Raw genomic sequence first — 24,951 nt, 5'->3', positions numbered from 1 at the left:
GATGGGAACACTAAAATGGGTGTATTTATAGATAAGAATACTAAGGTAATGGTGCAAGGTATTACAGGGTCTACTGCCCTTTTCCATACAAAACAAATGCTTGATTATGGCACACAAATTGTCGCAGGGGTAACACCAGGTAAAGGTGGACAAGTTGTTGAAGGCGTGCCAGTGTATAATACAGTAGCTGAAGCTAAAAAAGAAACAGGTGCTAACGTATCAGTAGTTTACGTACCAGCACCATTTGCTGCAGATTCAATTTTAGAAGCAGCTGATGCAGAATTAGATATGGTTATCTGTATTACTGAACATATTCCAGTTGTTGATATGATTAAAGTGAAACGTTATTTAGAGGATAGAAAAACACGTTTAGTTGGACCGAACTGTCCTGGTGTAATTACAGCAGATGAATGTAAAATTGGTATCATGCCAGGTTATATTCATAAAAAAGGACATGTAGGCGTTGTCTCTCGTTCAGGTACTTTAACATATGAAGCAGTACATCAACTAACTGAAGAAGGTATTGGTCAAACCACAGCAGTAGGTATCGGTGGGGACCCAGTTAACGGTACAAACTTTATCGATGTACTTAAAGCATTTAATGAAGATGAAGAAACAAAAGCTGTTGTTATGATTGGGGAAATCGGTGGTACTGCTGAAGAAGAAGCAGCTGAATGGGTCAAAGCAAACATGACTAAACCAGTTGTTGGTTTTGTTGGTGGACAAACAGCACCTCCAGGAAAACGAATGGGCCATGCAGGTGCAATCATCTCAGGTGGTAAAGGAACTGCTGCAGAAAAAATTAAAACGCTTAATGAATGTGGCGTTAAAACAGCAGATACACCATCAGAAATTGGTACAACACTAATTGAAGCGGTAAAAGAAGCAGGCATTTATGAAGAATTATTAACAGTGAAGTAGCAATGATGTAATTAATTATAGAATTCAAACTGTCAACAATTACTGAAATTTGTTGGCAGTTTTTCTTATATATATCGTAGACTACCAATATATTATAAATGACTGAACACTCTATTTTTTCTCTTGTTATGAAATCAAAAAGAATACATAATCTTTTAATATTATTACTCCTTACATTTATATATCAAATTTGTCTTATAAATGAAATTTTACTATTAATGATTCACAGTATAATAAATTAAAAGGAGACATTTATTTCATGAATGATTTTATTTTATTAAAAATGAGATGGGTAGGGTATACGACCCAACATATTCATCATTTACTTAGTGTATTTCCAAATTTTTTCAATGTTAATGAACATGCTCAATTTGAAATGATCACTGAATGGGAATCTCTATATTTAAAAAAGAAGCGTTTTTCTCAATTAGAAGAGATTTCTTACGATTATATTCAAACACAACTTTCTAGATATCAGGTTAACTATGTTACTTCATTTTCTTCTCAATATTCATCATTGCTTAAAACTATTTACGACTATCCTTTTGTATTATTTTATCGTGGAAATATACATTTATTATCATCTACGTATACGTTAGGTGTTGTAGGTTCACGTGAGTCCACAAAGTATTCTAAATGTGCACTAGATTATCTATTTCCTCATTTTATAAATATTCCACTAACGATTGTATCCGGCTTAGCGAAAGGTGCTGATAGCATAGCTCATCAATTCGCATTAAAACATCATCTTCCAACTATTGCAGTTCTAGGTTTTGGTCATTTAAGTCATTATCCAAAGGAAACACGAGAGTTACGCAATATAATTGAAGAAACTGGTTTAGTCATAAGTGAATATCCTCCTTTAACCAAAATAAACAAATATCAATTCCCTGAAAGAAATCGTCTGATAAGCGGTTTGTCTCGTGGTGTATTAATTACTGAAGCTAAAATTAAAAGTGGTAGTCAAATTACGATAGATTGTGCTTTAGATCAAAATAGAAATGTTTATGTACTGCCTGGATCGATGTTTAATCCCTTAACAAAAGGAAATTTATTACGTGCTCAAGAAGGTGCAATGATTGTTTCAGAAGCAGAAGATATATTATACGATTATCGCTTTTTAAACGATTAAATATATAGATATTTAATTGTGAAAATTCAACGGATATTTCACAAAAAAATATCTATATTGGATTAAAATATTGACAAAAACAAAATTAACCGTTTATCATTTATCTTTAGTAATTGAAAAAGCAAGGGGGAATTCACTTTGGCAGATAATTTAGTCATCGTTGAGTCGCCTGCAAAAGCGAAAACCATTGAAAAATATTTAGGTAAACGATATAAAGTTATTGCTTCTATGGGACACGTACGTGATTTACCAAGAAGTCAAATGGGTGTAGACGTAGAAGATAACTATGAACCAAAATATATAACTATTCGAGGTAAAGGTCCTGTTGTTAAAGATTTAAAAAAATATGCGAAAAAAGCTAAAAAAGTTTTTTTAGCTAGTGACCCTGACCGCGAAGGTGAAGCGATTGCTTGGCATTTATCAAAAATTTTAGAACTTGAAGAATCAAAAGAAAACAGAGTTGTATTTAATGAAATCACTAAGGATGCAGTAAAAGAAAGTTTTAAACATCCTCGTGGTATTGAAATGAATTTAGTTGATGCACAACAAGCGCGTCGTATTTTAGATAGACTTGTAGGTTATAATATTTCTCCAGTACTATGGAAGAAAGTGAAAAAAGGATTGTCAGCTGGTCGAGTACAATCAGTTGCTTTAAGATTAGTCATTGACCGTGAAAATGAAATCCGTAATTTTAAACCAGAGGAATATTGGTCAATTGAAGGTGAATTTAGATATAAAAAATCGAAGTTCACTGCTAAATTCTTACATTATAAAAACAAACCATATAAATTAAAAACCAAAAAAGATGTTGAGAAAATTACATCCGAATTAAATGGTGATGAATTTGAAATCACTAATGTAAATAAAAAAGAAAAAACGAGATACCCTGCAAATCCATTTACAACGTCTACGTTACAACAAGAAGCAGCACGTAAACTTAATTTTAAAGCACGTAAGACTATGATGTTAGCACAGCAATTATATGAAGGTATCGATTTGAAACGACAAGGTACAGTTGGATTAATCACATATATGAGAACGGATTCAACACGAATCTCACAAACTGCTAAAGATGAAGCAAAATCATATATTAAAGAAAAGTATGGTACTGAGTATACTTCAAACCGTAAAACAAAAGGTAAGCAAGGGGATCAAGATGCCCATGAAGCTATTCGTCCAACAAGTACATTACGTACACCAAATGAAATGAAAGCATATTTAACACGTGATCAACATCGCTTGTATAAATTAATTTGGGAACGTTTTGTAGCAAGTCAAATGGCTCCTGCAATTTTAGATACTGTGGCTTTAGATGTAACACAAAATGACATTAAATTTAGAGCAAATGGACAAACAATCAAATTTAAAGGCTTTATGACATTATATGTTGAAGCAAAAGATGACAAAGATAATGATAAAGAAAATAAATTACCAAAATTAAATCAAGGTGATAAAGTAACTGCAACACAAATTGAACCGGCACAACATTTCACTCAACCCCCTCCACGATACACAGAGGCACGATTAGTTAAGACATTAGAAGAATTAAAAATTGGTAGACCTTCAACATATGCTCCAACGATTGACACAATTCAAAAACGTAATTATGTTAAACTTGAAAGTAAACGTTTTGTACCAACTGAACTAGGAGAAATCGTGTATGAGCAAGTGAAGGATTACTTCCCAGAAATTATTGATGTTGAATTTACAGTTAATATGGAAACCTTGCTCGATAAAATTGCAGAAGGTGATATCGGTTGGAGAAAAGTTATCGATAATTTCTATGGTAGTTTTAAATTAGATGTTGCGCGTGCAGAGGAAGAAATGGAAAAAATTGAAATTAAAGATGAACCAGCCGGTGAAGATTGCGAAGTATGTGGAGCTCCTATGGTAATAAAAATGGGACGTTATGGTAAATTTATGGCGTGCTCGAATTTTCCAGATTGTCGAAATACAAAAGCTATTGTTAAAACGATTGGTGTCACTTGTCCAAAATGCAAAGATGGCGATGTAGTTGAGAGAAAATCTAAGAAAAACAGATTATTTTATGGTTGTTCGAATTATCCAGAGTGTGACTTTATTTCTTGGGATAAACCAATAGGAAGAGATTGTCCAAAATGTAATCATTACTTGATGGAGCATAAAAAAGGACGTAGTTCTCAAGTGATTTGTTCTAATTGTGATTATAAAGAAGAAGTACAAAAATAGAGTTTTATTAAAGGAGAATGTATATGAGTCAAACTGTTAATGTTATAGGCGCAGGATTAGCTGGTTCAGAAGCAGCTTATCAATTAGCAGAACGTGGTATTAAAGTGAATTTAATCGAAATGCGTCCTGTTAAACAAACGCCTGCCCATCATACAGATAAATTTGCTGAGTTAGTATGTTCTAATTCACTACGTGGTAACGCATTAACAAATGGTGTAGGTGTGCTTAAAGAAGAAATGCGACGTTTAGATTCATTAATCATCGCAGCAGCGGATAAAGCTAGAGTTCCAGCTGGTGGTGCATTAGCAGTAGATAGACATGACTTTGCTGGTTATATTACAGATACATTGAAAAATCATCCTAATGTAACTGTTTTGAATAAAGAAATTCACAGTATCCCAGAAGGACATACAATCATTGCAACAGGACCGTTAACAACTGAAAATTTAGCTAAAGAAATTGTAGAAATTACAGGTAAAGATCAACTATATTTCTACGATGCAGCAGCTCCAATCATTGAAAAAGATTCAATTGATATGGATAAAGTCTATTTAAAATCACGCTATGATAAAGGTGAAGCAGCATATTTAAACTGCCCTATGACTGAAGAAGAATTCAATCGATTTTATGATGCGGTATTAGAAGCTGAAGTTGCACCTGTAAATGAATTTGAAAAAGAAAAATATTTTGAAGGATGTATGCCATTTGAAGTGATGGCTGGTAGAGGTCGCAAAACATTACTATTTGGTCCAATGAAACCTGTAGGATTAGAAGATCCTAAAACTGGTAAACGTCCATATGCAGTAGTGCAATTACGTCAAGATGACGCGGCTGGTACGCTTTATAATATTGTCGGCTTCCAAACACATTTAAAATGGGGCGCTCAAAAAGAAGTCATTCAATTAATTCCAGGTTTAGAAAATGTTGATATTGTTAGATATGGTGTGATGCATAGAAATACCTTCATTAATTCACCTGATGTTTTAAATGAAAAGTATGAATTAATTCATAATGATAGAATTCAATTTGCAGGACAAATGACAGGTGTAGAAGGATATGTTGAAAGTGCAGCAAGTGGACTTGTAGCAGGTATCAATTTAGCACATAAGTTACTTGGAAAAGGGGAAGTGATTTTCCCAAGAGAAACAATGATAGGTAGTATGGCTTATTATATTTCTCATGCTAAAAACGAAAAAAACTTCCAACCAATGAATGCTAACTTTGGTTTATTACCTTCACTTGATCGCCGCATTAAAGATAAAAAAGAACGTTATGAAGTACAAGCGTATCGTGCTCTAGACTATCTAGAAAATTTCAAAAAAACGTTGTAGATTTAAATTATAATAAAATATTTTGAAGAAATTTTTAAGTTATTCATAAATTCTCAAAAGATTTTGAATTCTATAGCTAATTATTTTAGTCCCCCTCAGTTTATATGCTACAATGCATATGATGGAGGGGATTTTTAGTGGAAGAAATCCAAAAGAAATTTTTGAATATGCTTAAAGTTGAACGAAATTTCTCCGACCATACATTAAAAGCGTATCATGACGATTTAATTCAATTCAATCAGTTTTTAGAACAGGAACTATTAAATTTAAGAACGTTTGAATATAAAGATGCAAGAAATTATTTAAGTTATTTATATTCCAATAATTTGAAACGTACTACTGTATCAAGAAAAATATCAACATTAAGAACATTTTATGAGTTTTGGATGACTCAAGACACATCCGTAAATAATCCTTTTATACAACTTGTGCATCCTAAGAAAGAGCAATATCTTCCTCAGTTTTTTTATGAAGAAGAGATGGAAGCATTATTTAATACTGTTTCTAGTGATGTAAAAAAAGGATTAAGAGATAGAGTAGTAATTGAATTACTATATGCTACAGGTATTCGTGTTTCAGAACTTGTGAATATAAAGCTCACAGATTTAGATATGCATTTACCAGGAGTAAAAGTATTGGGTAAAGGAAATAAAGAACGATTTGTACCTTTTGGAGAATTTTGCAGACAAAGTATTGAACAATATTTAGAAGAATTTAAGCCACTTAAAAGTAAAAGTCACCCTTATTTAATTGTTAATATGCAAGGTGATCCAATTACTGAGAGAGGTGTTAGATATCTTCTCAATGATGTAGTAAAACGTACAGCAGGTATAACAGAAATTCATCCTCATAAATTAAGACATACATTTGCTACACATCTGTTGAATCAAGGTGCAGACCTAAGAACAGTTCAATCTTTATTAGGACACGTTAACCTTTCTACAACTGGTAAGTATACACATGTATCTAATCAACAATTGCGTAAAGTGTATTTAAATGCACATCCTCGAGCAAAAAAGGAGAGTAAATAAATGAGTAAGACATCATTACATGCTACAACGATATATGCTGTAAGACACAATGGAGAAGCGGCAATGGCTGGAGACGGCCAAGTTACACTTGGTGAACAAGTAATTATGAAGCAAACAGCTAGAAAAGTAAGACGCTTATACGAAGGTAAAGTGTTAGCAGGATTTGCAGGAAGCGTAGCCGATGCATTTACATTATTTGAAAAATTTGAAACTAAATTACAACAATTTAGCGGTAATTTAGAACGTGCTGCTGTAGAACTTGCTCAAGAATGGCGTGGAGATAAGCAATTACGTCAACTGGAAGCCATGCTTATCGTAATGGACAAAGATGGTATTTTAGTGGTAAGTGGTACAGGTGAAGTCATTGCGCCTGACGATGATTTAATCGCTATTGGTTCAGGAGGAAACTATGCATTAAGTGCAGGAAGAGCACTTAAACGTCATGCTTCTCACATGACTGCGAAAGAAATGGCATACGAAAGCTTAAAAGTTGCTTCAGATATTTGTGTATTTACAAATGATAATATTATTGTTGAGACTTTATAAATAACATATATAAACAAAACGGAAATGAATTGATGTGGACATACATTAAGGTGGAGGTAATAGTAAATGGATGCAAACGGTATAAAATTAACACCTAAAGATATCGTATCTAAATTGGACGAATATATTGTAGGTCAAGAAGATGCAAAACGCAAAGTAGCAATCGCGTTAAGAAATAGATACAGAAGAAGTCTTCTTGATGAAGAAGCTAAACAAGAAATCGCACCCAAAAATATTTTAATGATTGGTCCAACAGGTGTAGGTAAAACAGAGATTGCGCGCCGTATGGCAAAAATCGTAGGTGCGCCATTCATTAAAGTGGAAGCTACAAAATTTACTGAAGTTGGATATGTCGGACGTGATGTAGAAAGTATGGTTAGAGACTTAGTGGATGTGTCAGTAAGACTCGTAAAAGAGCAAAAGAAAGCATTAGTTAAAGATGAAGCAATACAAAAAGCTAACGAGAAATTAGTGAAACTGCTTGTTCCTAGTATGAAGAAAAAAGCAGCTCAAAATAACAATCCACTTGAATCTCTTTTAGGTGGTGCTATTCCTAATTTTAATCAAAATGACGAGGAAGAAGAAGCACCTACAGAAGAAATCAAAACAAAACGTTCAGAAATAAGACAACAACTTTTAGCAGGTAAGCTAGAAGAAGAAAAAGTTAGAATCAAAGTTGAACAAGACCCTGGGGCATTAGGAATGTTAGGCACGAGTCAAAATCAACAAATGCAAGATATGATGAATCAATTGATGCCTAAGCGAAAAGTAGAAAGAGAAGTACCAGTAAAAACAGCACGTAAAATTATTACTGATGATTTTGCAGATGAATTAATTGATCAAGAAACTGCTAATCAAGAAGCTTTAGAATTAGCAGAACAAATGGGAATTATCTTTATCGATGAGATTGATAAAGTCGCTACGAACAATTCTAATAGTGGTCAAGATGTATCAAGACAAGGTGTTCAAAGAGATATATTACCAATTCTTGAAGGTAGCATGATTCAAACTAAGTATGGTACTGTAAATACTGAGCACATGCTATTTATTGGGGCTGGCGCTTTCCACGTTTCTAAACCAAGTGACTTGATTCCTGAGTTACAAGGGCGTTTTCCAATTCGAGTTGAACTTGAAAGTTTAACTGTCAACGATTTCTATAGAATATTGACAGAACCTAAGTTATCTCTTATCAAGCAGTATGAAGCACTATTAAAAACTGAAGAAGTTACTGTCAACTTCTCTGATGAAGCGATAACACGATTAGCTGAAATGGCATATCAAGTGAATCAAGATACAGACAATATTGGTGCGCGTCGATTACACACTATTTTAGAAAAAATGCTAGAGGATTTATCTTTTGAAGCACCAAATATGCCAAATGCAGTAGTAGATATAACACCACAGTATGTTGATGATAAGTTGAAATCTATTTCAACAAACAAAGATTTAAGTGCATTTATTTTATAATATAAATAAAGGAGAAATTTTATGAGCTTATTATCTAAAACTAGAGAATTAAATACGTTATTACAAAAACATAAAGGCATTGCGGTAGACTTTAAAGATGTTGCCCAAACTATTAGTAGTGTAACTGTTACAAATGTCTTCATCGTTTCTCGACGAGGTAAAATTTTAGGTTCAAGTTTAAATGAACTTTTAAAGAGTGAACGAATCAGTAATATGTTGACTGAAAGTAAACATATTCCAAGTGAATATACTGATTTACTTATGAAAGTTCAACAAACTGAAGCAAATATTGATATTGATTCAGAATTGACAGTATTCCCTCCAGAACATAGAGAAGTATTTATTGATAGTAAAACAACTATCTTCCCAATTTTAGGTGGAGGCGAACGTTTAGGTACACTGATTTTAGGAAGAGTAAAAGATGACTTTAACGAAAATGATTTAGTACTTGGAGAATACGCTGCTACTGTTATTGGTATGGAAATTTTACGTGAGAAACATAATGAAGTTGAGAAAGAAGCCCGTGATAAAGCAGCTATTACAATGGCAATTAATTCATTATCTTATTCTGAAAAAGAAGCAATTGAACATATTTTTGAAGAACTTGGTGGTAATGAAGGGCTATTAATTGCATCTAAAGTAGCAGATAGAGTAGGTATTACTCGTTCTGTAATTGTAAACGCGTTACGTAAATTAGAAAGTGCTGGAGTGATAGAGTCACGATCGCTTGGCATGAAGGGGACATTTATCAAAGTTAAAAAAGAAAAATTCTTAGATGAACTTAATCGAAGTGAATAAATCATTTTTACAGAGCCTAGGACAAAACGAATTGTCTTAGGCAATTTTTATATATTGACAGTCCATGATTAAATTGAACGCGTATCAAAATTCTTCAATTCTATCAGAGGCCAACAAGGGGCGACAAATTCAAAATAAATTCTGCCACACTTTTTTTATCGTTTAGATAATTAAAAAATGTTGCGTAATTATTGTAGATGTGATAATATTATTGACGGCTATAAAGCCAATACACACGTAGTGAATGCAAATATAAAAGGTGCAGTCTTTAGTATTGTCTTTATATTAGTTTACTATGGAGGTAATTAACCAATAGGAGGAATTTAATATGGCAGTAATTTCAATGAAACAATTACTTGAAGCCGGTGTTCACTTCGGTCACCAAACACGCCGTTGGAACCCAAAAATGAAAAAATATATTTTCACTGAAAGAAATGGTATTTATATCATTGATTTACAAAAAACAGTTAAAAAAGTTGAAGAAGCTTATAACTTCTTAAAACAAGTATCTGAAGAAGGCGGTAAAGTCTTATTCGTAGGTACTAAAAAACAAGCACAAGAATCAGTAAAAGCTGAAGCAGAACGTGCTGGTCAATTCTACGTTAACCAAAGATGGTTAGGTGGAATTTTAACTAACTATAAAACAATCTCTAAACGTATTAAACGTATTTCTGAAATTGAAAAAATGGAAGAAGACGGTTTATTTGACGTTTTACCTAAAAAAGAAGTTGTTGAACTTAAAAAAGAATACGACCGTTTAATTAAATTTTTAGGCGGTATTCGTGATATGAAATCTATGCCACAAGCATTATTCGTAGTTGATCCTCGTAAAGAGCGTAACGCGATTGCTGAAGCACGTAAATTAAATATCCCTATCGTTGGTATCGTTGACACTAACTGTGATCCAGATGAAATTGATTACGTTATCCCAGCGAATGATGATGCTATTCGTGCCGTTAAATTATTAACTGGTAAAATGGCTGACGCTGTCTTAGAAGGTCAACAAGGTATTTCTAACGATGAAGTAGCTGCAGAACAAAACATCGATTTAGATGAAAAAGAAGAAACTCAAGAAGCAGAATCAACTGAAGAAAATACTACTGTTGAATCAAACTAAGATATAGTTTAAATGGGTGATAAGATGTAATGCTTATCGCCCTTTTTTTAAAATAAGATTAATTTAAAAAATTATTAATAAATCGTAATAGAGTATTGGAAATAATGGTACCTTTAATGGTAATATTTAAGTATCATCTATTATTACAATTAGACATATTGGAGGAATAATTAATGGCAATTTCAGCAAAACTTGTTAAAGAATTACGTGAAAGAACTGGCGCTGGTATGATGGATTGTAAAAAAGCGCTAACTGAAACTGATGGAGATATCGATAAAGCGATTGACTACTTGCGTGAAAAAGGTATCGCTAAAGCAGCTAAAAAAGCTGATCGTATCGCTGCTGAAGGTTTAGTACATGTAGAAGTAAAAGGTAATGAAGCAGCAATCGTAGAAATTAACTCTGAAACTGACTTCGTTGCTCGTAACGAAGGATTCCAAGAATTAGTTAAAGAAATTGCTAATCAAATCCTTGAAAGTAAAGCTGAAACAGTAGACGCTTTATTAGAAACTAAATTATCAAGTGGTCAAACAGTTGATGAAAGAATGAAAGAAGCTATCTCAACTATCGGTGAAAAATTAAGCATTCGTCGTTTTGCAATTAGAACTAAAACTGATAACGATGCTTTTGGTGCATACTTACACATGGGTGGACGTATCGGTGTATTAACTGTAGTTGAAGGTTCTACTGATGAAGAAGCTGCTAAAGATGTAGCAATGCATATCGCTGCAATTAACCCTAAATATGTTTCTTCAGATCAAGTAAGTGATGAAGAAATTAATCACGAAAGAGAAGTATTAAAACAACAAGCATTAAATGAAGGTAAACCTGAAAAAATCGTTGAAAAAATGGTTGAAGGTCGTTTACGTAAATATCTTCAAGAAATTTGTGCAGTTGACCAAAACTTTGTTAAAGATCCAGATCAAACAGTTGAAGCTTTCTTAAAATCTAAAGGCGGTAAATTAGCTGACTTCGTACGTTATGAAGTAGGCGAAGGTATGGAAAAACGCGAAGAAAACTTTGCTGATGAAGTTAAAGGTCAGATGAAATAATTTGTTCACATTATTCTAACAAGAAAGAAGACACCTTTAAGGAATTCTATATAATAAGATTCTTTTATTATAGAAGACCGTTAGTGTCTTCTTTACTTGTATATATTACATATCATTAATCATAGAGAGGAAAAAATAATGGCGCAGACTTCTAAATATAAACGTGTAGTACTGAAACTTAGTGGTGAAGCACTTGCAGGTGAAAAAGGTTTTGGTATCAATCCTATCATCATTAAAAGTGTGGCAAAACAAGTCGCTGAAGTAGCTAAAATGGATTGTGAAATAGCGGTTATCGTTGGTGGCGGTAATATTTGGAGAGGTAAAACAGGTAGCGATTTAGGCATGGACCGTGGTACAGCTGATTATATGGGTATGCTTGCTACTGTAATGAATGCATTGGCATTACAAGATAGTTTAGAGCAATTAGATTGTGATACACGAGTATTAACTTCAATTGAAATGAAACAGGTTGCTGAGCCTTATATTCGTCGTCGTGCAATTAGACATTTAGAGAAAAAACGCGTAGTTATTTTTGCAGCTGGTATTGGTAATCCGTATTTCTCTACTGACACAACTGCAGCATTACGTGCAGCTGAAGTAGAGGCCGATGTCATTTTAATGGGTAAAAATAATGTTGATGGTGTGTATTCTGCCGATCCAAAAATTGATAAAAATGCTGTGAAATATGATCATCTAACACATATTCAAATGTTACAAGAAGGCCTACAAGTTATGGATTCAACTGCTTCTTCATTCTGTATGGATAATAACATTCCATTAAATGTATTCTCTATCATGGAAGAAGGCAATATTAAACGTGCCGTTATGGGCGAAAAAATTGGTACATTAATTACTAAATAATTAGAGGTGTAAATGTATGAGTGAGATAATTCAAGATACAAAATCTAGAATGAAAAAATCAATTGAAAATTTATCACGTGAATTAGCTAATATTAGTGCAGGTAGAGCGAATTCTAATTTATTAAATGGAGTCAATGTTGATTATTATGGTGCACCAACACCAGTTCAACAATTAGCGAGTATAAATGTGCCTGAAGCACGCTTACTTGTCATTTCTCCATACGATAAAACATCTGTAGCTGATATTGAAAAAGCGATTATTGCTGCTAATCTAGGTGTGAACCCTACTAGTGATGGTGAAGTTATTCGTATCACTGTTCCTGCTTTAACTGAAGAACGTCGTAAAGAATTAGTTAAAAATGTTAAAAAAATCGGTGAAGATTCAAAAGTTTCAATCCGTAATATTCGTCGTGATATCAATGATCAATTGAAAAAGGACGAAAAAAATGGAGACATTACTGAAGATGATTTAAGAAGCCAAACAGAAGATGTTCAAAAAGTAACAGATAATTCAATTAAAGAAATTGATAATTTAATTGATGAAAAAGAAAAAGATATTATGTCTGTTTAATATTTCATCATACTCTTCTATGACAAGATTATAAATTGTTTTAGTCTAAACTGTGCCAAGTCAGACTTTGGTACAGTTTTTTAATTTGCTTATTCAATGCCATTATTTAGTATGATAAAATGATAGATGATTTCTTAAATAACCTATATAATATAACAGAAATGATCAGGCTCGGAGGAAAGACCATGTTTAGAAAGCTAATAAAAAGAAATAAGACTAAAATCAATCAAAATGATGATTTAGATATACATAATTTACCTGAACATATAGCAATTATCATGGACGGAAATGGTCGTTGGGCAAAAAAGCGTAAAATGCCTAGAATTAAAGGTCACTATGAAGGTATGCAAACCATAAAAAAAGTGACACGTGAAGCAAGTTATTTAGGTGTTAAATATTTAACTTTATACGCTTTTTCAACGGAAAATTGGTCAAGACCTGAAAGTGAAGTTAATTATATCATGAATTTACCTGTTAATTTTTTAAAAACATTTCTACCAGAACTTATAGAGAAAAATGTTAAGATAGAAACTATTGGTTTTTTAGATGCAGTGCCCCAATCAACAATTGAGGCGATTAATTATGCTAAAGAAAAAACCAAAAATAATACAGGGTTGAAATTAGTATTTGCCATTAATTATGGTGGACGAGCTGAACTTGTTCAAAGTATGAAATCAATTTATGATGAACTTCAACGTAATGGTCAAAACAGTGACGATATTGATGAATTGATGATTTCCAAACATTTAATGACCTATCCATATCCAGATCCAGATTTATTAATACGTACATCTGGAGAACAACGCCTTAGTAACTTCTTAATTTGGCAGGCTTCGTACAGTGAATTTATTTTTAATGAGAAGTTATGGCCAGACTTTGATGGTGAAGAATTAAAACAATGTATAAAAATATATCAATCTCGCCAAAGACGTTTTGGAGGATTAAGTGAGGAGTAAATTATGAAAGTAAGAACATTGACCGCGATTATAGCATTGCTTATTTTTCTACCTATATTATTAAAAGGTGGAACTATTTTAATGCTTTTTGCTTATTTGTTGGCGCTAATTGCTTTAAAAGAATTGTTAAATATGAATATGATTAAATTTTTATCAATTCCAGGTATTTTCAGTGCTGTAGCGCTAATCATTATTATGCTTCCTCAGTCTGCCGGAGATTGGGTGAGTGATGTTCAATTAAAAAGTTTAATTGCAATGAGCTTCATACTATTAAGTTATACTGTACTTTCGAAAAATAGATTTAGCTTTATGGACGCTGCATTTTGTTTAATGTCTGTAGCATACGTTGGAATAGGATTTATGTATTTTTACGCTACACGTTCTTATGGTTTACATTATATACTGTTTGCATTTTTGATTGTATGGTTAACAGATACTGGTGCATATATATTTGGACGATTAATGGGAAAACACAAACTATGGCCAGTTATTAGTCCAAACAAAACGATTGAAGGTTTTATTGGAGGACTCATTTGTAGTTTAATTGTTCCACTTGTAATGATGTCTTTTGTAGATTTTCATCTGAATATTTGGCTGTTATTATTAATTACAATTATTTTAAGTGTATTTGGTCAATTAGGTGACTTAGTAGAATCTGGTTTTAAACGTCATTTTGGTGTTAAAGATTCAGGCAGAATCTTGCCAGGACATGGCGGTATTTTAGATAGATTTGATAGCTTTATGTTTGTTTTACCACTGTTAAACATTCTATTACTACAAATGTAATAAAAAATTAGCGTTTTATTTATTTATGAAAAGCATATAATGATATAATTGAGGAGTTATTGAGTTCACATTTGATTAATATTATACAATCGTGTACTTTATAGCTCTTTTTTTAAAACTGTTTTTTTATACTAGGAATTATTATAAAATTTAAAATCGTATAATCTAGATAATTTAAATATTAAAATTAATTGAGGTGTTGTAAGTGAGTTATTTAATCACAATCGTCTCATTTATTATCGTATTTGGTGTACTTGTTACAGTACATGAATATGGACATATGTTTTTTGCAAAACGTGCAGGTATTATGTGTCCAGAATTTGCGATTGGAATGGGACCCAAAATTTTCAGTTTCCGTAAAGATGAAACGTTATATACAATACGTTTACTTCCAGTTGGTGGATATGTAAGAATGGCAGGAGATGGATTAGAAGAACCACCAGTTCAGCCAGGAATGAATGTTAAAATAAAACTAAATGAACAAGATGAAATTACACATGTTATTTTAGATGATCAACATAAATTTCAAAAAATTGAAGCGATTGAAGTTAAACGATGTGATTTTAAAGATGATTTATATATTGAAGGTATTACAGCATATGATAATGAAAGACACCATTTTAATATTGCTAAAAAAGCTTACTTTGTTGAAAATGGTAGTTTAATTCAAATTGCTCCAAGGCATCGTCAATTTACACATAAAAAGCCATTACCTAAGTTTTTAACTTTATTTGCGGGCCCATTATTTAACTTTATTTTAGCTCTCGTACTGTTTATTGGCTTAGCTTATTATCAAGGTACGCCTACACCTACAGTAAAACAATTAGCAGACCATTACCCAGCACAAGAAGCTGGATTAAAACCTGGAGATAAAATTGTTCAAGTTGGGCACTATAAAATTAACGATTTTAGTGATATTCAAAGTGCACTTAATAAAACGAAAGACCATCAAACTACAATTAAAATTGTACGAGATGGTCATACCAAATCACTAGAAGTTACACCTAAAAAACAAGTGATTAAACAGACAAAATTAAATTCTAAAACTTCTTATGTATTAGGTTTTCAACCCGCAAATGAACATTCACTATTTAAGCCATTAGCATTAGGCGTACAACAATTTTTAGATGCAAGTGTACTTATTTTTAAAGCAGTTGGAACAATGATTGGAAGTATTTTTACAGGTGGCTTTACTTTTGACATGTTAAATGGTCCAGTTGGTATTTATCACAATGTAGATTCTGTAGTAAAACAAGGTATTATTGCATTAACTTACTATACGGCATTGCTGAGTGTTAACTTAGGAATTATGAACTTATTACCTATTCCAGCTTTAGATGGTGGTAGAATTTTATTTGTTATTTATGAAGCGATATTTAGAAGACCAGTAAACAAAAGAGCTGAGACTGCAATTATTGCTGTTGGAGCTATATTTGTAGTGATTATTATGGTCTTAGTCACTTGGAATGATATACAACGTTATTTCTTATAATTTAGGAGGATAAAAAATGAAACAATCGAAAGTTTTTATACCAACAATGAGAGAAGTCCCTTCTGAAGCTGAGGCTTTAAGTCATCAGTTATTATTAAAAGCAGGTTTAATTAAACAAAGCACAAGTGGTATTTATAGTTATTTACCATTAGCAACACGTGTACTAAATCATATTTCTAAAATTATTCGTGAAGAAATGGAAAGTATTGATGCAGTTGAGATTTTAATGCCAGCATTGCAACAAGCAGAGCTTTGGGAAGAGTCGGGACGTTGGGGCGCTTATGGTCCTGAATTAATGCGATTAAAAGACCGTAATGGAAGAGAATTTGCTTTAGGACCTACTCACGAAGAAGTAGTGACTTCTATCGTTAGGGATGAATTAAAGTCTTATAAACAACTACCATTAACATTATTCCAAATTCAATCTAAGTTCCGTGATGAAAAACGTCCACGTTTTGGTTTATTACGTGGAAGAGAATTCATCATGAAAGATGCTTATTCTTTCCATGCTGATGAAGCATCATTAGATCAAACGTATCAAGATATGTATAATGCTTATAGTCGTATTTTCAAACGTGTTGGAATTAACGCGCGTCCAGTAGTAGCTGATTCTGGTGCTATTGGTGGTCATCATACACATGAATTTATGGCTTTAAGTGAAATTGGTGAAGATACGATTGTGTATAGTGAAAATAGTGATTATGCAGCAAACATTGAAAAAGCTGAAGTTAAGTATTATCCAAATGAGAAACATACAGACATTAAATCACTAGAAAAAATAGAAACGCCAAATATTAAAACAGCTCAAGAATTAGCTGACTTTTTAAATCGTCCAATTGATGAAATTGTAAAAACAATGATTTTCAAAGTGGATGGAGAATTCATGATGTTCTTAGTAAGAGGCCATCACGAGCTCAATGATGTGAAGGTGAAAGCATACTTTGAAACTGATAATGTGGAAATAGCGACTCAAGATGAAATTGTAAATTTACTTGGAGCAAATCCTGGTTCATTAGGACCTATTCATAATAAAGACATTAAAATTATTGCTGATAATTTTGTTAAAGATTTAAATAACATAGTGGTAGGTGCTAATGAAGATGGCTATCACTATATTAATGCAAATGTTGAGCGTGATTTTAATATCGATGAATACGGAGACTTTAGATTTATTTTAGAAGGTGAACCATTAAGTGATGGTTCTGGAAATGCAAAATTTGCAGAAGGTATTGAAGTTGGACAAGTATTTAAACTTGGAACGAAATATTCTGAAGCAATGAATGCTAAATTTTTAGACAATCAAGGTAAAGCTCAACCTTTAATTATGGGTTGCTATGGTATTGGAGTGTCTAGAACATTAAGTGCGATTGTTGAGCAAAATAATGATGAAAATGGTATTATTTGGCCAAAGTCAGTCACTCCATTTGATTTACATTTAATCACAATTAATCCTAAAAAAGAAGAACAACTTGAATTAGGAGATAAATTATACTCAGAATTACAATCTAGATATGATGTACTTTATGATGATCGTAAAGAGCGTGCAGGCGTTAAATTTAATGATGCTGATTTAATTGGTTTACCGATAAGAATTGTTGTAGGTAAAAATGCAAGTGAAGGTATTGTTGAAGTTAAAGTGCGTCAAACAGGTGAAAGTGAAGAGGTTCATATTAATGAATTAAACAATCACATTGCGTCACTCTATGAAAACCTATAGGTACACATGAATAAAAATGGTTGGAACATGTTGTTGTTTCCAACCTCTTTTATTGTTTTTATTAGTTAAACTGTAATCATGAAAAATAAATGTGAAAGTAGTATAATATAAATCAAGTTTTTTAAGTAAATGATAAGTTCGAAATAAGGTGGTTATTCTTTGTGGCAATGACAAGTCAGGAAAAATTTAGAGTACTTGCCGATCAAATTAAGATTTCAAATCAATTGGATAAAGAAATACTTGAAAAAGGTGAACTCACACGAATAGATGTATCAAATAAAAATAGAAGTTGGGAATTTCAGATTACGTTACCTTATTTTCTTTCAAATGAAGACTATTTAATCTTTACTCATGCAATTAAAGAAGAGTTTAAAGATATTGCACATGTGGACTGGCATTTTACAATTCAAAATACATCGAATCAAGATGAACATGTGATTAAATATTTTGGACATTGTATTGAACACACAGCCTTATCACCAAAAGTGAAGGGTCAACTTAAACAAAAACGTTTAATTATGTCAGGCAATGTTTTAAAAATAATGACTTCAAATGATATTGAAAGAAATCATTTTGATAAAGTTTGTAATGGTAGTTTAGTAAAAGCATTTCAAAAATGTGGCTTTGATATAGATAAAGTAATATTTGAAACTGATGATTCGAATAGAGATGAAGATCTTGCTTCATTAGAGGCACATATTCAAGAAGAAGATCAACAAAGTGCTAAAGAAGCTACAGAAAAAATTGAAAAAATAAGAGCTGAAAAAGCAAAACAACAAGATAATAACGGTAGTAGTGTTGAAAAATGTCAAATAGGAAAGCCAATTCACGTTGAAAATATTAAACCTATTGAAACAATTATTGAAGAAGAATTTAAAGTAGCCATTGAAGGGGTTATCTTTGATATTAATATTAAAGAGCTAAAAAGTGGACGTCACATCGTTGAACTTAAGGTGACAGACTATACAGATTCTTTAGTATTAAAAATGTTTACTAGAAAAAATAAGGATGATTTAAATCACTTTAAAGCTTTAAGTGTAGGTAAATGGGTGCGTGCACAAGGTCGTATAGAAGAAGATACGTTTGTACGCGATTTAGTCATGATGATGTCAGATATTGAAGAAATCAAAAAGACACCTAAACAAGATAAAGCAGAAGAGAAACGTGTCGAATTTCATTTACATTCATCAATGAGTCAAATGGATGGCATTCCAAACATTAGTGCGTATGTTAATCAGGCTGCAACATGGGGACATAAAGCAATAGCTGTTACTGATCATAATGTGGTTCAAGCATTCCCTGATGCTCATAGTGCAGCAGAAAAAAATGGAATTAAAATGATTTACGGGATGGAAGGCATGTTAGTCGATGATGGAGTACCTATTGCCTATAAACCTACTGACAGAGATTTAAAAGAAGCTACATATGTAGTGTTTGACGTCGAAACAACTGGATTATCTAATCAATATGATCAAATTATCGAACTTGCTGCTGTTAAAGTTAAAGATGGTGAAATTATAGATAAATTTGAAAGATTTAGTAATCCACATGAAAAATTATCAGAAACAATAATTAATCTGACACACATTACAGATGACATGCTAGTGGATGCACCAGAAATTGAAGAGGTATTAACAGAATTTAAAGAATGGGTAGGAGATGCCATTTTTGTAGCACATAATGCTTCATTCGATATGGGCTTTATTGATACTGGATACGAACGACTAGGTTTCGGTCCATCAACTAATGGAGTGATTGATACCCTTGAATTATCACGTACCATAAACACTGAATACGGTAAACATGGATTGAATTTCTTAGCTAAAAAATATGGTGTTGAACTTACTCAGCACCATAGAGCGATTTATGATACTGAAGCAACAGCTTACATTTTCATTAAAATGGTTCAACAGATGAAAGAACTAGGTGTGACTAATCATAAAGATATTAATAAAAAATTATCAAATGAAGATGCCTATAAACGTGCACGACCAACCCATGTTACACTCATAGTTCAAAATCAAGATGGACTCAAGAATTTATTTAAAATTGTAAGTGCTTCTTTAGTAAAATATTATTATCGAACACCTAGAATTCCACGATCATTATTAAATGAATATCGAGAAGGGATTCTAGTTGGTACAGCTTGTGATGAAGGGGAATTATTTACAGCTGTGATGCAACGTGATCAATCTGAAGTTGAAAAAATAGCAAAGTATTATGATTTTATAGAAGTACAACCACCTAAACTTTATCAAGATTTAATCGATCGCGAATTAATTCGTGATACTGAAACATTGTATGAAATATATGATCGTATTTTAACAGCGGGAGAAAGTACAGGGATCCCTGTGATAGCTACTGGTAATGCTCATTACTTATTTGAGCATGATGCTATTGCTCGTAAAATTTTAATTGCATCACAACCAGGTAATCCATTAAATCGTTCCACACTTCCGGAAGCGCATTTTAGAACAACAGATGAAATGTTAGATGAATTTCACTTTTTAGGAGAAGATAAAGCCTATGATATTGTTGTTAAAAATACAAATGAATTAGCAGACCGAATTGAGAAAGTCATTCCAATTAAAGATCAATTATATACGCCACGTATGGAGGGCGCTAATGAAGAAATACGTGAATTAAGCTATACAAATGCTAAAAAATTGTATGGTGATGACTTACCGCAAATTGTAATTGATCGTCTCGAAAAAGAATTAGATAGTATTATTGGTAATGGCTTTTCAGTTATCTATCTCATATCACAACGGTTAGTTAAAAAGTCATTAGATGATGGATATTTGGTAGGATCACGTGGTTCTGTAGGTTCGAGTTTTGTTGCAACAATGACAGAGATTACAGAAGTGAATCCACTCCCTCCACACTATATATGTCCACATTGTAAGACGAGTGAATTTTTTGATGATGGGTCGGTAGGTTCTGGATTCGACTTACCTGATAAAACGTGTGAAACTTGTGGTGGCGAATTAATTAAAGAAGGTCAAGATATTCCATTTGAAACTTTCTTAGGATTTAAAGGAGATAAAGTGCCAGATATTGACTTGAACTTTAGTGGTGAATATCAACCGCATGCGCATAACTATACGAAAGTACTTTTTGGAGAAGATAAAGTATTCCGAGCAGGTACAATTGGTACAGTGGCTGAAAAAACAGCGTTTGGTTTCGTTAAAGGATATCTAAATGATCAAGGTATTCATAAACGTGGTGCGGAAATCGATAGACTTGTCAAAGGATGTACAGGTGTTAAACGTACAACTGGACAGCATCCAGGAGGAATTATTGTAGTTCCTGACTATATGGATATTTACGATTTTACACCGATACAATATCCAGCAGATGATCAAAGTGCATCTTGGATGACAACACACTTTGATTTCCACTCGATTCATGATAATGTGTTAAAACTTGATATACTTGGACACGATGATCCTACAATGATACGTATGTTACAGGATCTATCGGGTATCGATCCTAAAACGATTCCTGTTGATGATAAGGAGACAATGCAAATATTTAGTAGTCCGGCCTCTTTAGGTGTAACAGAAGAGGATATTTTATGTAAGACAGGCACATTTGGTGTACCTGAATTTGGTACTGGATTCGTTCGTCAAATGTTAGAAGACACTAAGCCGACAACATTTTCTGAACTTGTACAAATTTCAGGATTATCACATGGTACCGATGTGTGGCTTGGTAATGCACAAGAGTTAATTCGCTCAGGCATCTGCGATTTATCCAGTGTAATTGGTTGTCGTGACGATATCATGGTATATCTTATGTATGCTGGGCTTGAACCATCAATGGCCTTTAAAACAATGGAGTCTGTGCGTAAAGGTAAAGGACTTACGGATGAAATGATAGATGCGATGAAAGCAAATGATGTACCTGATTGGTATTTAGATTCATGCTTAAAAATTAAATACATGTTCCCTAAAGCTCACGCAGCTGCTTACGTACTTATGGCTGTACGTATTGCATACTTTAAAGTGCACCATCCGTTATACTATTATGCAGCATATTTTACAATTCGTGCATCAGACTTTGATTTAATTACAATGATTAAAGATAAAGAGAGTATTAAGAACACAGTTAAAGATATGTATTCTCGTTATATGGATTTAGGAAAAAAAGAAAAAGATGTATTAACAGTATTAGAAATAATGAATGAAATGGCACATCGTGGATTTAAAATGCAGCCGATTAGTTTAGAAAAAAGTCAAGCTTTTGATTTCGTTATTGAAGATGATACATTGATTCCACCATTTATTGCTGTGCCAGGATTAGGTGAAAACGTAGCTAAACGTATTGTTGAGGCACGCGAAGACGGGCCGTTTTTATCTAAAGAAGACCTTAATAAAAAAGCAGGTTTGTCTCAAAAAATCATTGAATACCTTGATGATTTAGGTTCATTACCAGATTTACCAGATAAAGCACAGTTGTCCATTTTTGATATGTAAATTGAGAACTTAGAAGTATTAATAGTAGCTTCATTTGTTTAAGCATATAAAGTGTGTTATAATTGTCTTGTGTAAAAATTTAGACTCAGGCAGAAAGAGTGGGCATATACCCGCTCTTTTCTATTTGCCAAAAAGGAGGCCTGTATGAGTAAAATTACTGAAGAAGTAGAAACTATCATTACTCCCATTTTAGATGATTTAAACTTTGAATTAGTTGATGTTGAATATGCAAAAGAAGGCAAAGATCGTTTTTTGAGAATCTCTATTGATAAAGAAGGTGGCGTGGATTTAAATGATTGTACGCTTGCTTCTGAAAAAATAAGTGAAGCAATGGATCAAAATGATCCTATCCCTGAAATGTATTATCTTGATGTAGCTTCACCTGGAGCTGAACGTCCACTAAAAAAAGAAAAAGATTATCAAAATGCGATAGAGCAACCTGTATTTGTATCTCTTTATGCGCCAATTGAAGGTGATAAAGAATGGTTAGGCATTCTGAAGTCTGTCGATGATGACACAATAATTATGGAAGTTAAAGAAAAAGCAAAGAAAAAAACAATTGAGATACCAAGAAATAAAATTGCAAAAGCACGTCACGCTGTAATGATTTAACGTGATGAGGAGGAATAATTGTGGCAAGTAATGAATTATTATTAGCAACTGAATACTTAGAAAAGGAAAAGAAAATTCCAAGAGAAGTTTTGATTGATGCAATTGAAGCAGCTTTAATTACTGCATATAAGAAAAATTATGATAGTGCTAGAAACGTCCGTGTAGAATTAAATATGGATGAAGGTACATTTAAAGTCATCGCACGTAAAGAAGTTGTAGAAGAAGTATTTGATGATCGTGAAGAAGTTGATTTAAGCACAGCTTTAGTTAAAAATCCTGCTTATGAAATAGGTGATATTTATGAAGAAGATGTCACACCTAAAGACTTTGGTCGTGTTGGCGCACAGGCTGCTAAACAAGCAGTCATGCAACGTCTAAGAGATGCTGAAAGAGAAATTTTATACTCTGAGTTTATTGATAAAGAAGAAGATATTTTAACAGGTGTGATTGATCGTGTTGATCATCGATATGTGTATGTTAATTTAGGTAGAATCGAAGCGGTTTTATCTGAAGCTGAAAGAAGTCCTAATGAAACATACGTTCCAAATGAAAGAATTAAAGTCTATGTTAATAAAGTAGAGCAAACAACAAAAGGTCCACAAATTTATGTATCAAGAAGTCATCCGGGTTTATTAAAGCGTTTATTTGAACAAGAAGTCCCAGAAATTTATGATGGAACTGTTATTGTGAAATCAGTTGCACGTGAAGCAGGAGACCGTTCTAAAATTAGTGTATACTCTGAAAATCCAGATATAGATGCAGTGGGAGCTTGTGTAGGTGCAAAAGGTTCACGTGTTGAAGCGGTTGTTGAAGAATTAGGTGGAGAAAAAATCGATATTGTCCAATGGAATGAAGATCCAAACGTTTTTGTACGTAATGCTTTAAGCCCATCACAAGTTTTAGAAGTTATTGTTGATGAAGATAACCAATCTACTGTAGTGGTAGTACCTGATTATCAATTATCATTAGCTATTGGTAAACGTGGACAAAATGCGCGCTTAGCTGCTAAACTTACAGGATGGAAAATTGATATTAAATCTGAAACAGATGCTCGCGAAGCAGGGATTTATCCTGTAATTGAATCTGAAGAAAAAGCTGATGAAATAGTATTTTCTGAAGATAAAGATATTGAAATTGACGACATAAATTTAGAAGAAACAAACTTAACAACAGCTGAATTATCAGCGGAAGTTGATGAAACTTCAAATGAAGCACAAGACGCTTCAGATAATAAAGAAGAACATTAATACGTTTAAGCATATGGGGTGAGTAGTAAATGAAGAAGAAGAAAATTCCAATGCGTAAATGCATCATCACGAATGAAATGCGTCCTAAAAAAGATATGATTCGAGTAGTAATTAATAAAGAAGGCAAAATTTTCGCTGATGGTACTGGAAAACAACAAGGTAGAGGTGCATATGTTTCAAAAGATGTTAAAAGCGTAGAAGATGCTCAAAAAAATGGTGTACTCGAGAAGTATTTTAATGAAAGTCCTGAAAAATTAGATCCTGTATATAAAGAAGTTATTCGATTAATTTATAGAGAAGAGATTCCTAAATGATAAAAGAACAGATATTTAATTTTTTAGGCTTAGCGATGAGAGCTAGAAAAGTTAAAGTTGGAGAATCAGTACTCATATCAGAAATAAAAAAACGTAATATTAAGCTTGTGATTTTATCTACTGATGCTTCAGATAACGCTAAAAAGAATATAAAGAATAAATGTGACACATATCAAGTTCCATTTAGAGTTTTCGGTACGAGAGTAGAATTAGGACAATCATTAGGCAAAGAAGAACGTGTAAATATTGGCGTGACAGATTCAGGTTTTGCCAAAAAGCTTATGTCGATGATTGATGAATATTGTAAGGAGTGA

The 24,951-nt window shown here is 32.8% G+C and carries 21 protein-coding genes; all 21 read left to right on the top strand.

Annotation, left to right across the window (positions count from 1 at the left end):
* Positions 1–15 precede the first annotated feature (15 nt).
* The 21 genes from sucD (at position 16) to HMPREF3046_RS09715 (ending at position 24,951) form a co-directional block, all read left to right on the top strand.
* Positions 16–921 carry a succinate--CoA ligase subunit alpha gene (sucD, locus tag HMPREF3046_RS09815; protein ID WP_070719183.1) on the top strand — a complete coding sequence of 302 codons (906 nt, stop codon included), beginning with the start codon at positions 16–18 and terminating at the stop codon, positions 919–921.
* Positions 922–1,180: 259 nt separating this feature from the next.
* Positions 1,181–2,053 (top strand): DNA-processing protein DprA, encoded by an 873-nt coding sequence (gene dprA, locus HMPREF3046_RS09810; RefSeq protein WP_070719181.1) that lies wholly within the window; start codon positions 1,181–1,183, stop codon positions 2,051–2,053.
* 138 nt (positions 2,054–2,191) lie between these two features.
* Positions 2,192–4,261: a type I DNA topoisomerase gene (topA, locus tag HMPREF3046_RS09805; protein WP_070719179.1), complete on the top strand. Its 2,070-nt coding sequence runs from the start codon at positions 2,192–2,194 to the stop codon at positions 4,259–4,261.
* A 23-nt stretch (positions 4,262–4,284) separates the two neighbouring features.
* Positions 4,285–5,592 (top strand): FADH(2)-oxidizing methylenetetrahydrofolate--tRNA-(uracil(54)-C(5))-methyltransferase TrmFO, encoded by a 1,308-nt coding sequence (trmFO, locus tag HMPREF3046_RS09800; protein WP_070719177.1) that lies wholly within the window; start codon positions 4,285–4,287, stop codon positions 5,590–5,592.
* Between the two features lie 137 nt (positions 5,593–5,729).
* Positions 5,730–6,623 (top strand): tyrosine recombinase XerC, encoded by an 894-nt coding sequence (xerC, locus tag HMPREF3046_RS09795; RefSeq protein ID WP_070719175.1) that lies wholly within the window; start codon positions 5,730–5,732, stop codon positions 6,621–6,623.
* Positions 6,624–7,169 carry an ATP-dependent protease subunit HslV gene (gene hslV, locus HMPREF3046_RS09790; RefSeq protein WP_002448739.1) on the top strand — a complete coding sequence of 182 codons (546 nt, stop codon included), beginning with the start codon at positions 6,624–6,626 and terminating at the stop codon, positions 7,167–7,169. It abuts the gene before it with no gap.
* A 66-nt stretch (positions 7,170–7,235) separates the two neighbouring features.
* Complete coding sequence (gene hslU / locus HMPREF3046_RS09785; protein ID WP_070719173.1) at positions 7,236–8,636, top strand: ATP-dependent protease ATPase subunit HslU; 1,401 nt, start codon at positions 7,236–7,238, stop codon at positions 8,634–8,636.
* Positions 8,637–8,657: 21 nt separating this feature from the next.
* Positions 8,658–9,434 (top strand): GTP-sensing pleiotropic transcriptional regulator CodY, encoded by a 777-nt coding sequence (codY, locus tag HMPREF3046_RS09780; RefSeq protein ID WP_070719172.1) that lies wholly within the window; start codon positions 8,658–8,660, stop codon positions 9,432–9,434.
* A 328-nt stretch (positions 9,435–9,762) separates the two neighbouring features.
* Positions 9,763–10,551, top strand: a complete 789-nt coding sequence (gene rpsB, locus HMPREF3046_RS09775) for a 30S ribosomal protein S2 (RefSeq protein ID WP_070719170.1) — start codon at positions 9,763–9,765, stop codon at positions 10,549–10,551.
* A 173-nt stretch (positions 10,552–10,724) separates the two neighbouring features.
* The gene (tsf, locus tag HMPREF3046_RS09770; RefSeq protein ID WP_070719168.1) at positions 10,725–11,603 is read left to right on the top strand and encodes a translation elongation factor Ts; all 879 of its coding nucleotides are present in this window, start codon (positions 10,725–10,727) and stop codon (positions 11,601–11,603) included.
* Between the two features lie 138 nt (positions 11,604–11,741).
* The gene (gene pyrH / locus HMPREF3046_RS09765; protein ID WP_017174602.1) at positions 11,742–12,464 is read left to right on the top strand and encodes a UMP kinase; all 723 of its coding nucleotides are present in this window, start codon (positions 11,742–11,744) and stop codon (positions 12,462–12,464) included.
* Positions 12,465–12,480: 16 nt separating this feature from the next.
* Positions 12,481–13,035 carry a ribosome recycling factor gene (frr, locus tag HMPREF3046_RS09760; protein WP_070719167.1) on the top strand — a complete coding sequence of 185 codons (555 nt, stop codon included), beginning with the start codon at positions 12,481–12,483 and terminating at the stop codon, positions 13,033–13,035.
* A 185-nt stretch (positions 13,036–13,220) separates the two neighbouring features.
* Complete coding sequence (locus HMPREF3046_RS09755) at positions 13,221–13,991, top strand: isoprenyl transferase (protein WP_070719164.1); 771 nt, start codon at positions 13,221–13,223, stop codon at positions 13,989–13,991.
* Between the two features lie 3 nt (positions 13,992–13,994).
* Positions 13,995–14,777 (top strand): phosphatidate cytidylyltransferase, encoded by a 783-nt coding sequence (locus HMPREF3046_RS09750; protein ID WP_070719162.1) that lies wholly within the window; start codon positions 13,995–13,997, stop codon positions 14,775–14,777.
* A 205-nt stretch (positions 14,778–14,982) separates the two neighbouring features.
* On the top strand, positions 14,983–16,269 hold the full coding sequence (rseP, locus tag HMPREF3046_RS09745; RefSeq protein WP_070719161.1) for an RIP metalloprotease RseP: 1,287 nt from the start codon (positions 14,983–14,985) through the stop codon (positions 16,267–16,269).
* 16 nt (positions 16,270–16,285) lie between these two features.
* Positions 16,286–17,986: a proline--tRNA ligase gene (locus tag HMPREF3046_RS09740; protein ID WP_070719159.1), complete on the top strand. Its 1,701-nt coding sequence runs from the start codon at positions 16,286–16,288 to the stop codon at positions 17,984–17,986.
* A 167-nt stretch (positions 17,987–18,153) separates the two neighbouring features.
* Positions 18,154–22,464 carry a PolC-type DNA polymerase III gene (locus HMPREF3046_RS09735; protein WP_141755535.1) on the top strand — a complete coding sequence of 1,437 codons (4,311 nt, stop codon included), beginning with the start codon at positions 18,154–18,156 and terminating at the stop codon, positions 22,462–22,464.
* A gap of 144 nt (positions 22,465–22,608) precedes the next feature.
* A complete protein-coding gene (gene rimP / locus HMPREF3046_RS09730; RefSeq protein ID WP_049336458.1) occupies positions 22,609–23,076 on the top strand; it encodes a ribosome maturation factor RimP in 468 nt (155 codons plus the stop codon).
* Between the two features lie 20 nt (positions 23,077–23,096).
* Positions 23,097–24,323, top strand: coding sequence for a transcription termination factor NusA (gene nusA, locus HMPREF3046_RS09725; protein WP_049336455.1), 1,227 nt, complete (start codon positions 23,097–23,099; stop codon positions 24,321–24,323).
* A 29-nt stretch (positions 24,324–24,352) separates the two neighbouring features.
* Positions 24,353–24,637 carry an RNase P modulator RnpM gene (gene rnpM, locus HMPREF3046_RS09720; protein WP_070719153.1) on the top strand — a complete coding sequence of 95 codons (285 nt, stop codon included), beginning with the start codon at positions 24,353–24,355 and terminating at the stop codon, positions 24,635–24,637.
* Entirely contained in the window at positions 24,634–24,951 is a 318-nt protein-coding gene (locus HMPREF3046_RS09715; RefSeq protein ID WP_070719151.1) for a L7Ae/L30e/S12e/Gadd45 family ribosomal protein, read from the top strand. The genes rnpM and HMPREF3046_RS09715 overlap by 4 nt, the downstream gene beginning before the upstream one ends.

It is taken from the genome of Staphylococcus sp. HMSC070D05, from assembly GCF_001815595.1.
In the GTDB taxonomy this organism is placed as follows: Bacteria; Bacillota; Bacilli; order Staphylococcales; family Staphylococcaceae; genus Staphylococcus; species Staphylococcus hominis.
This window is presented reverse-complemented; position numbering and strand designations above follow the sequence as displayed.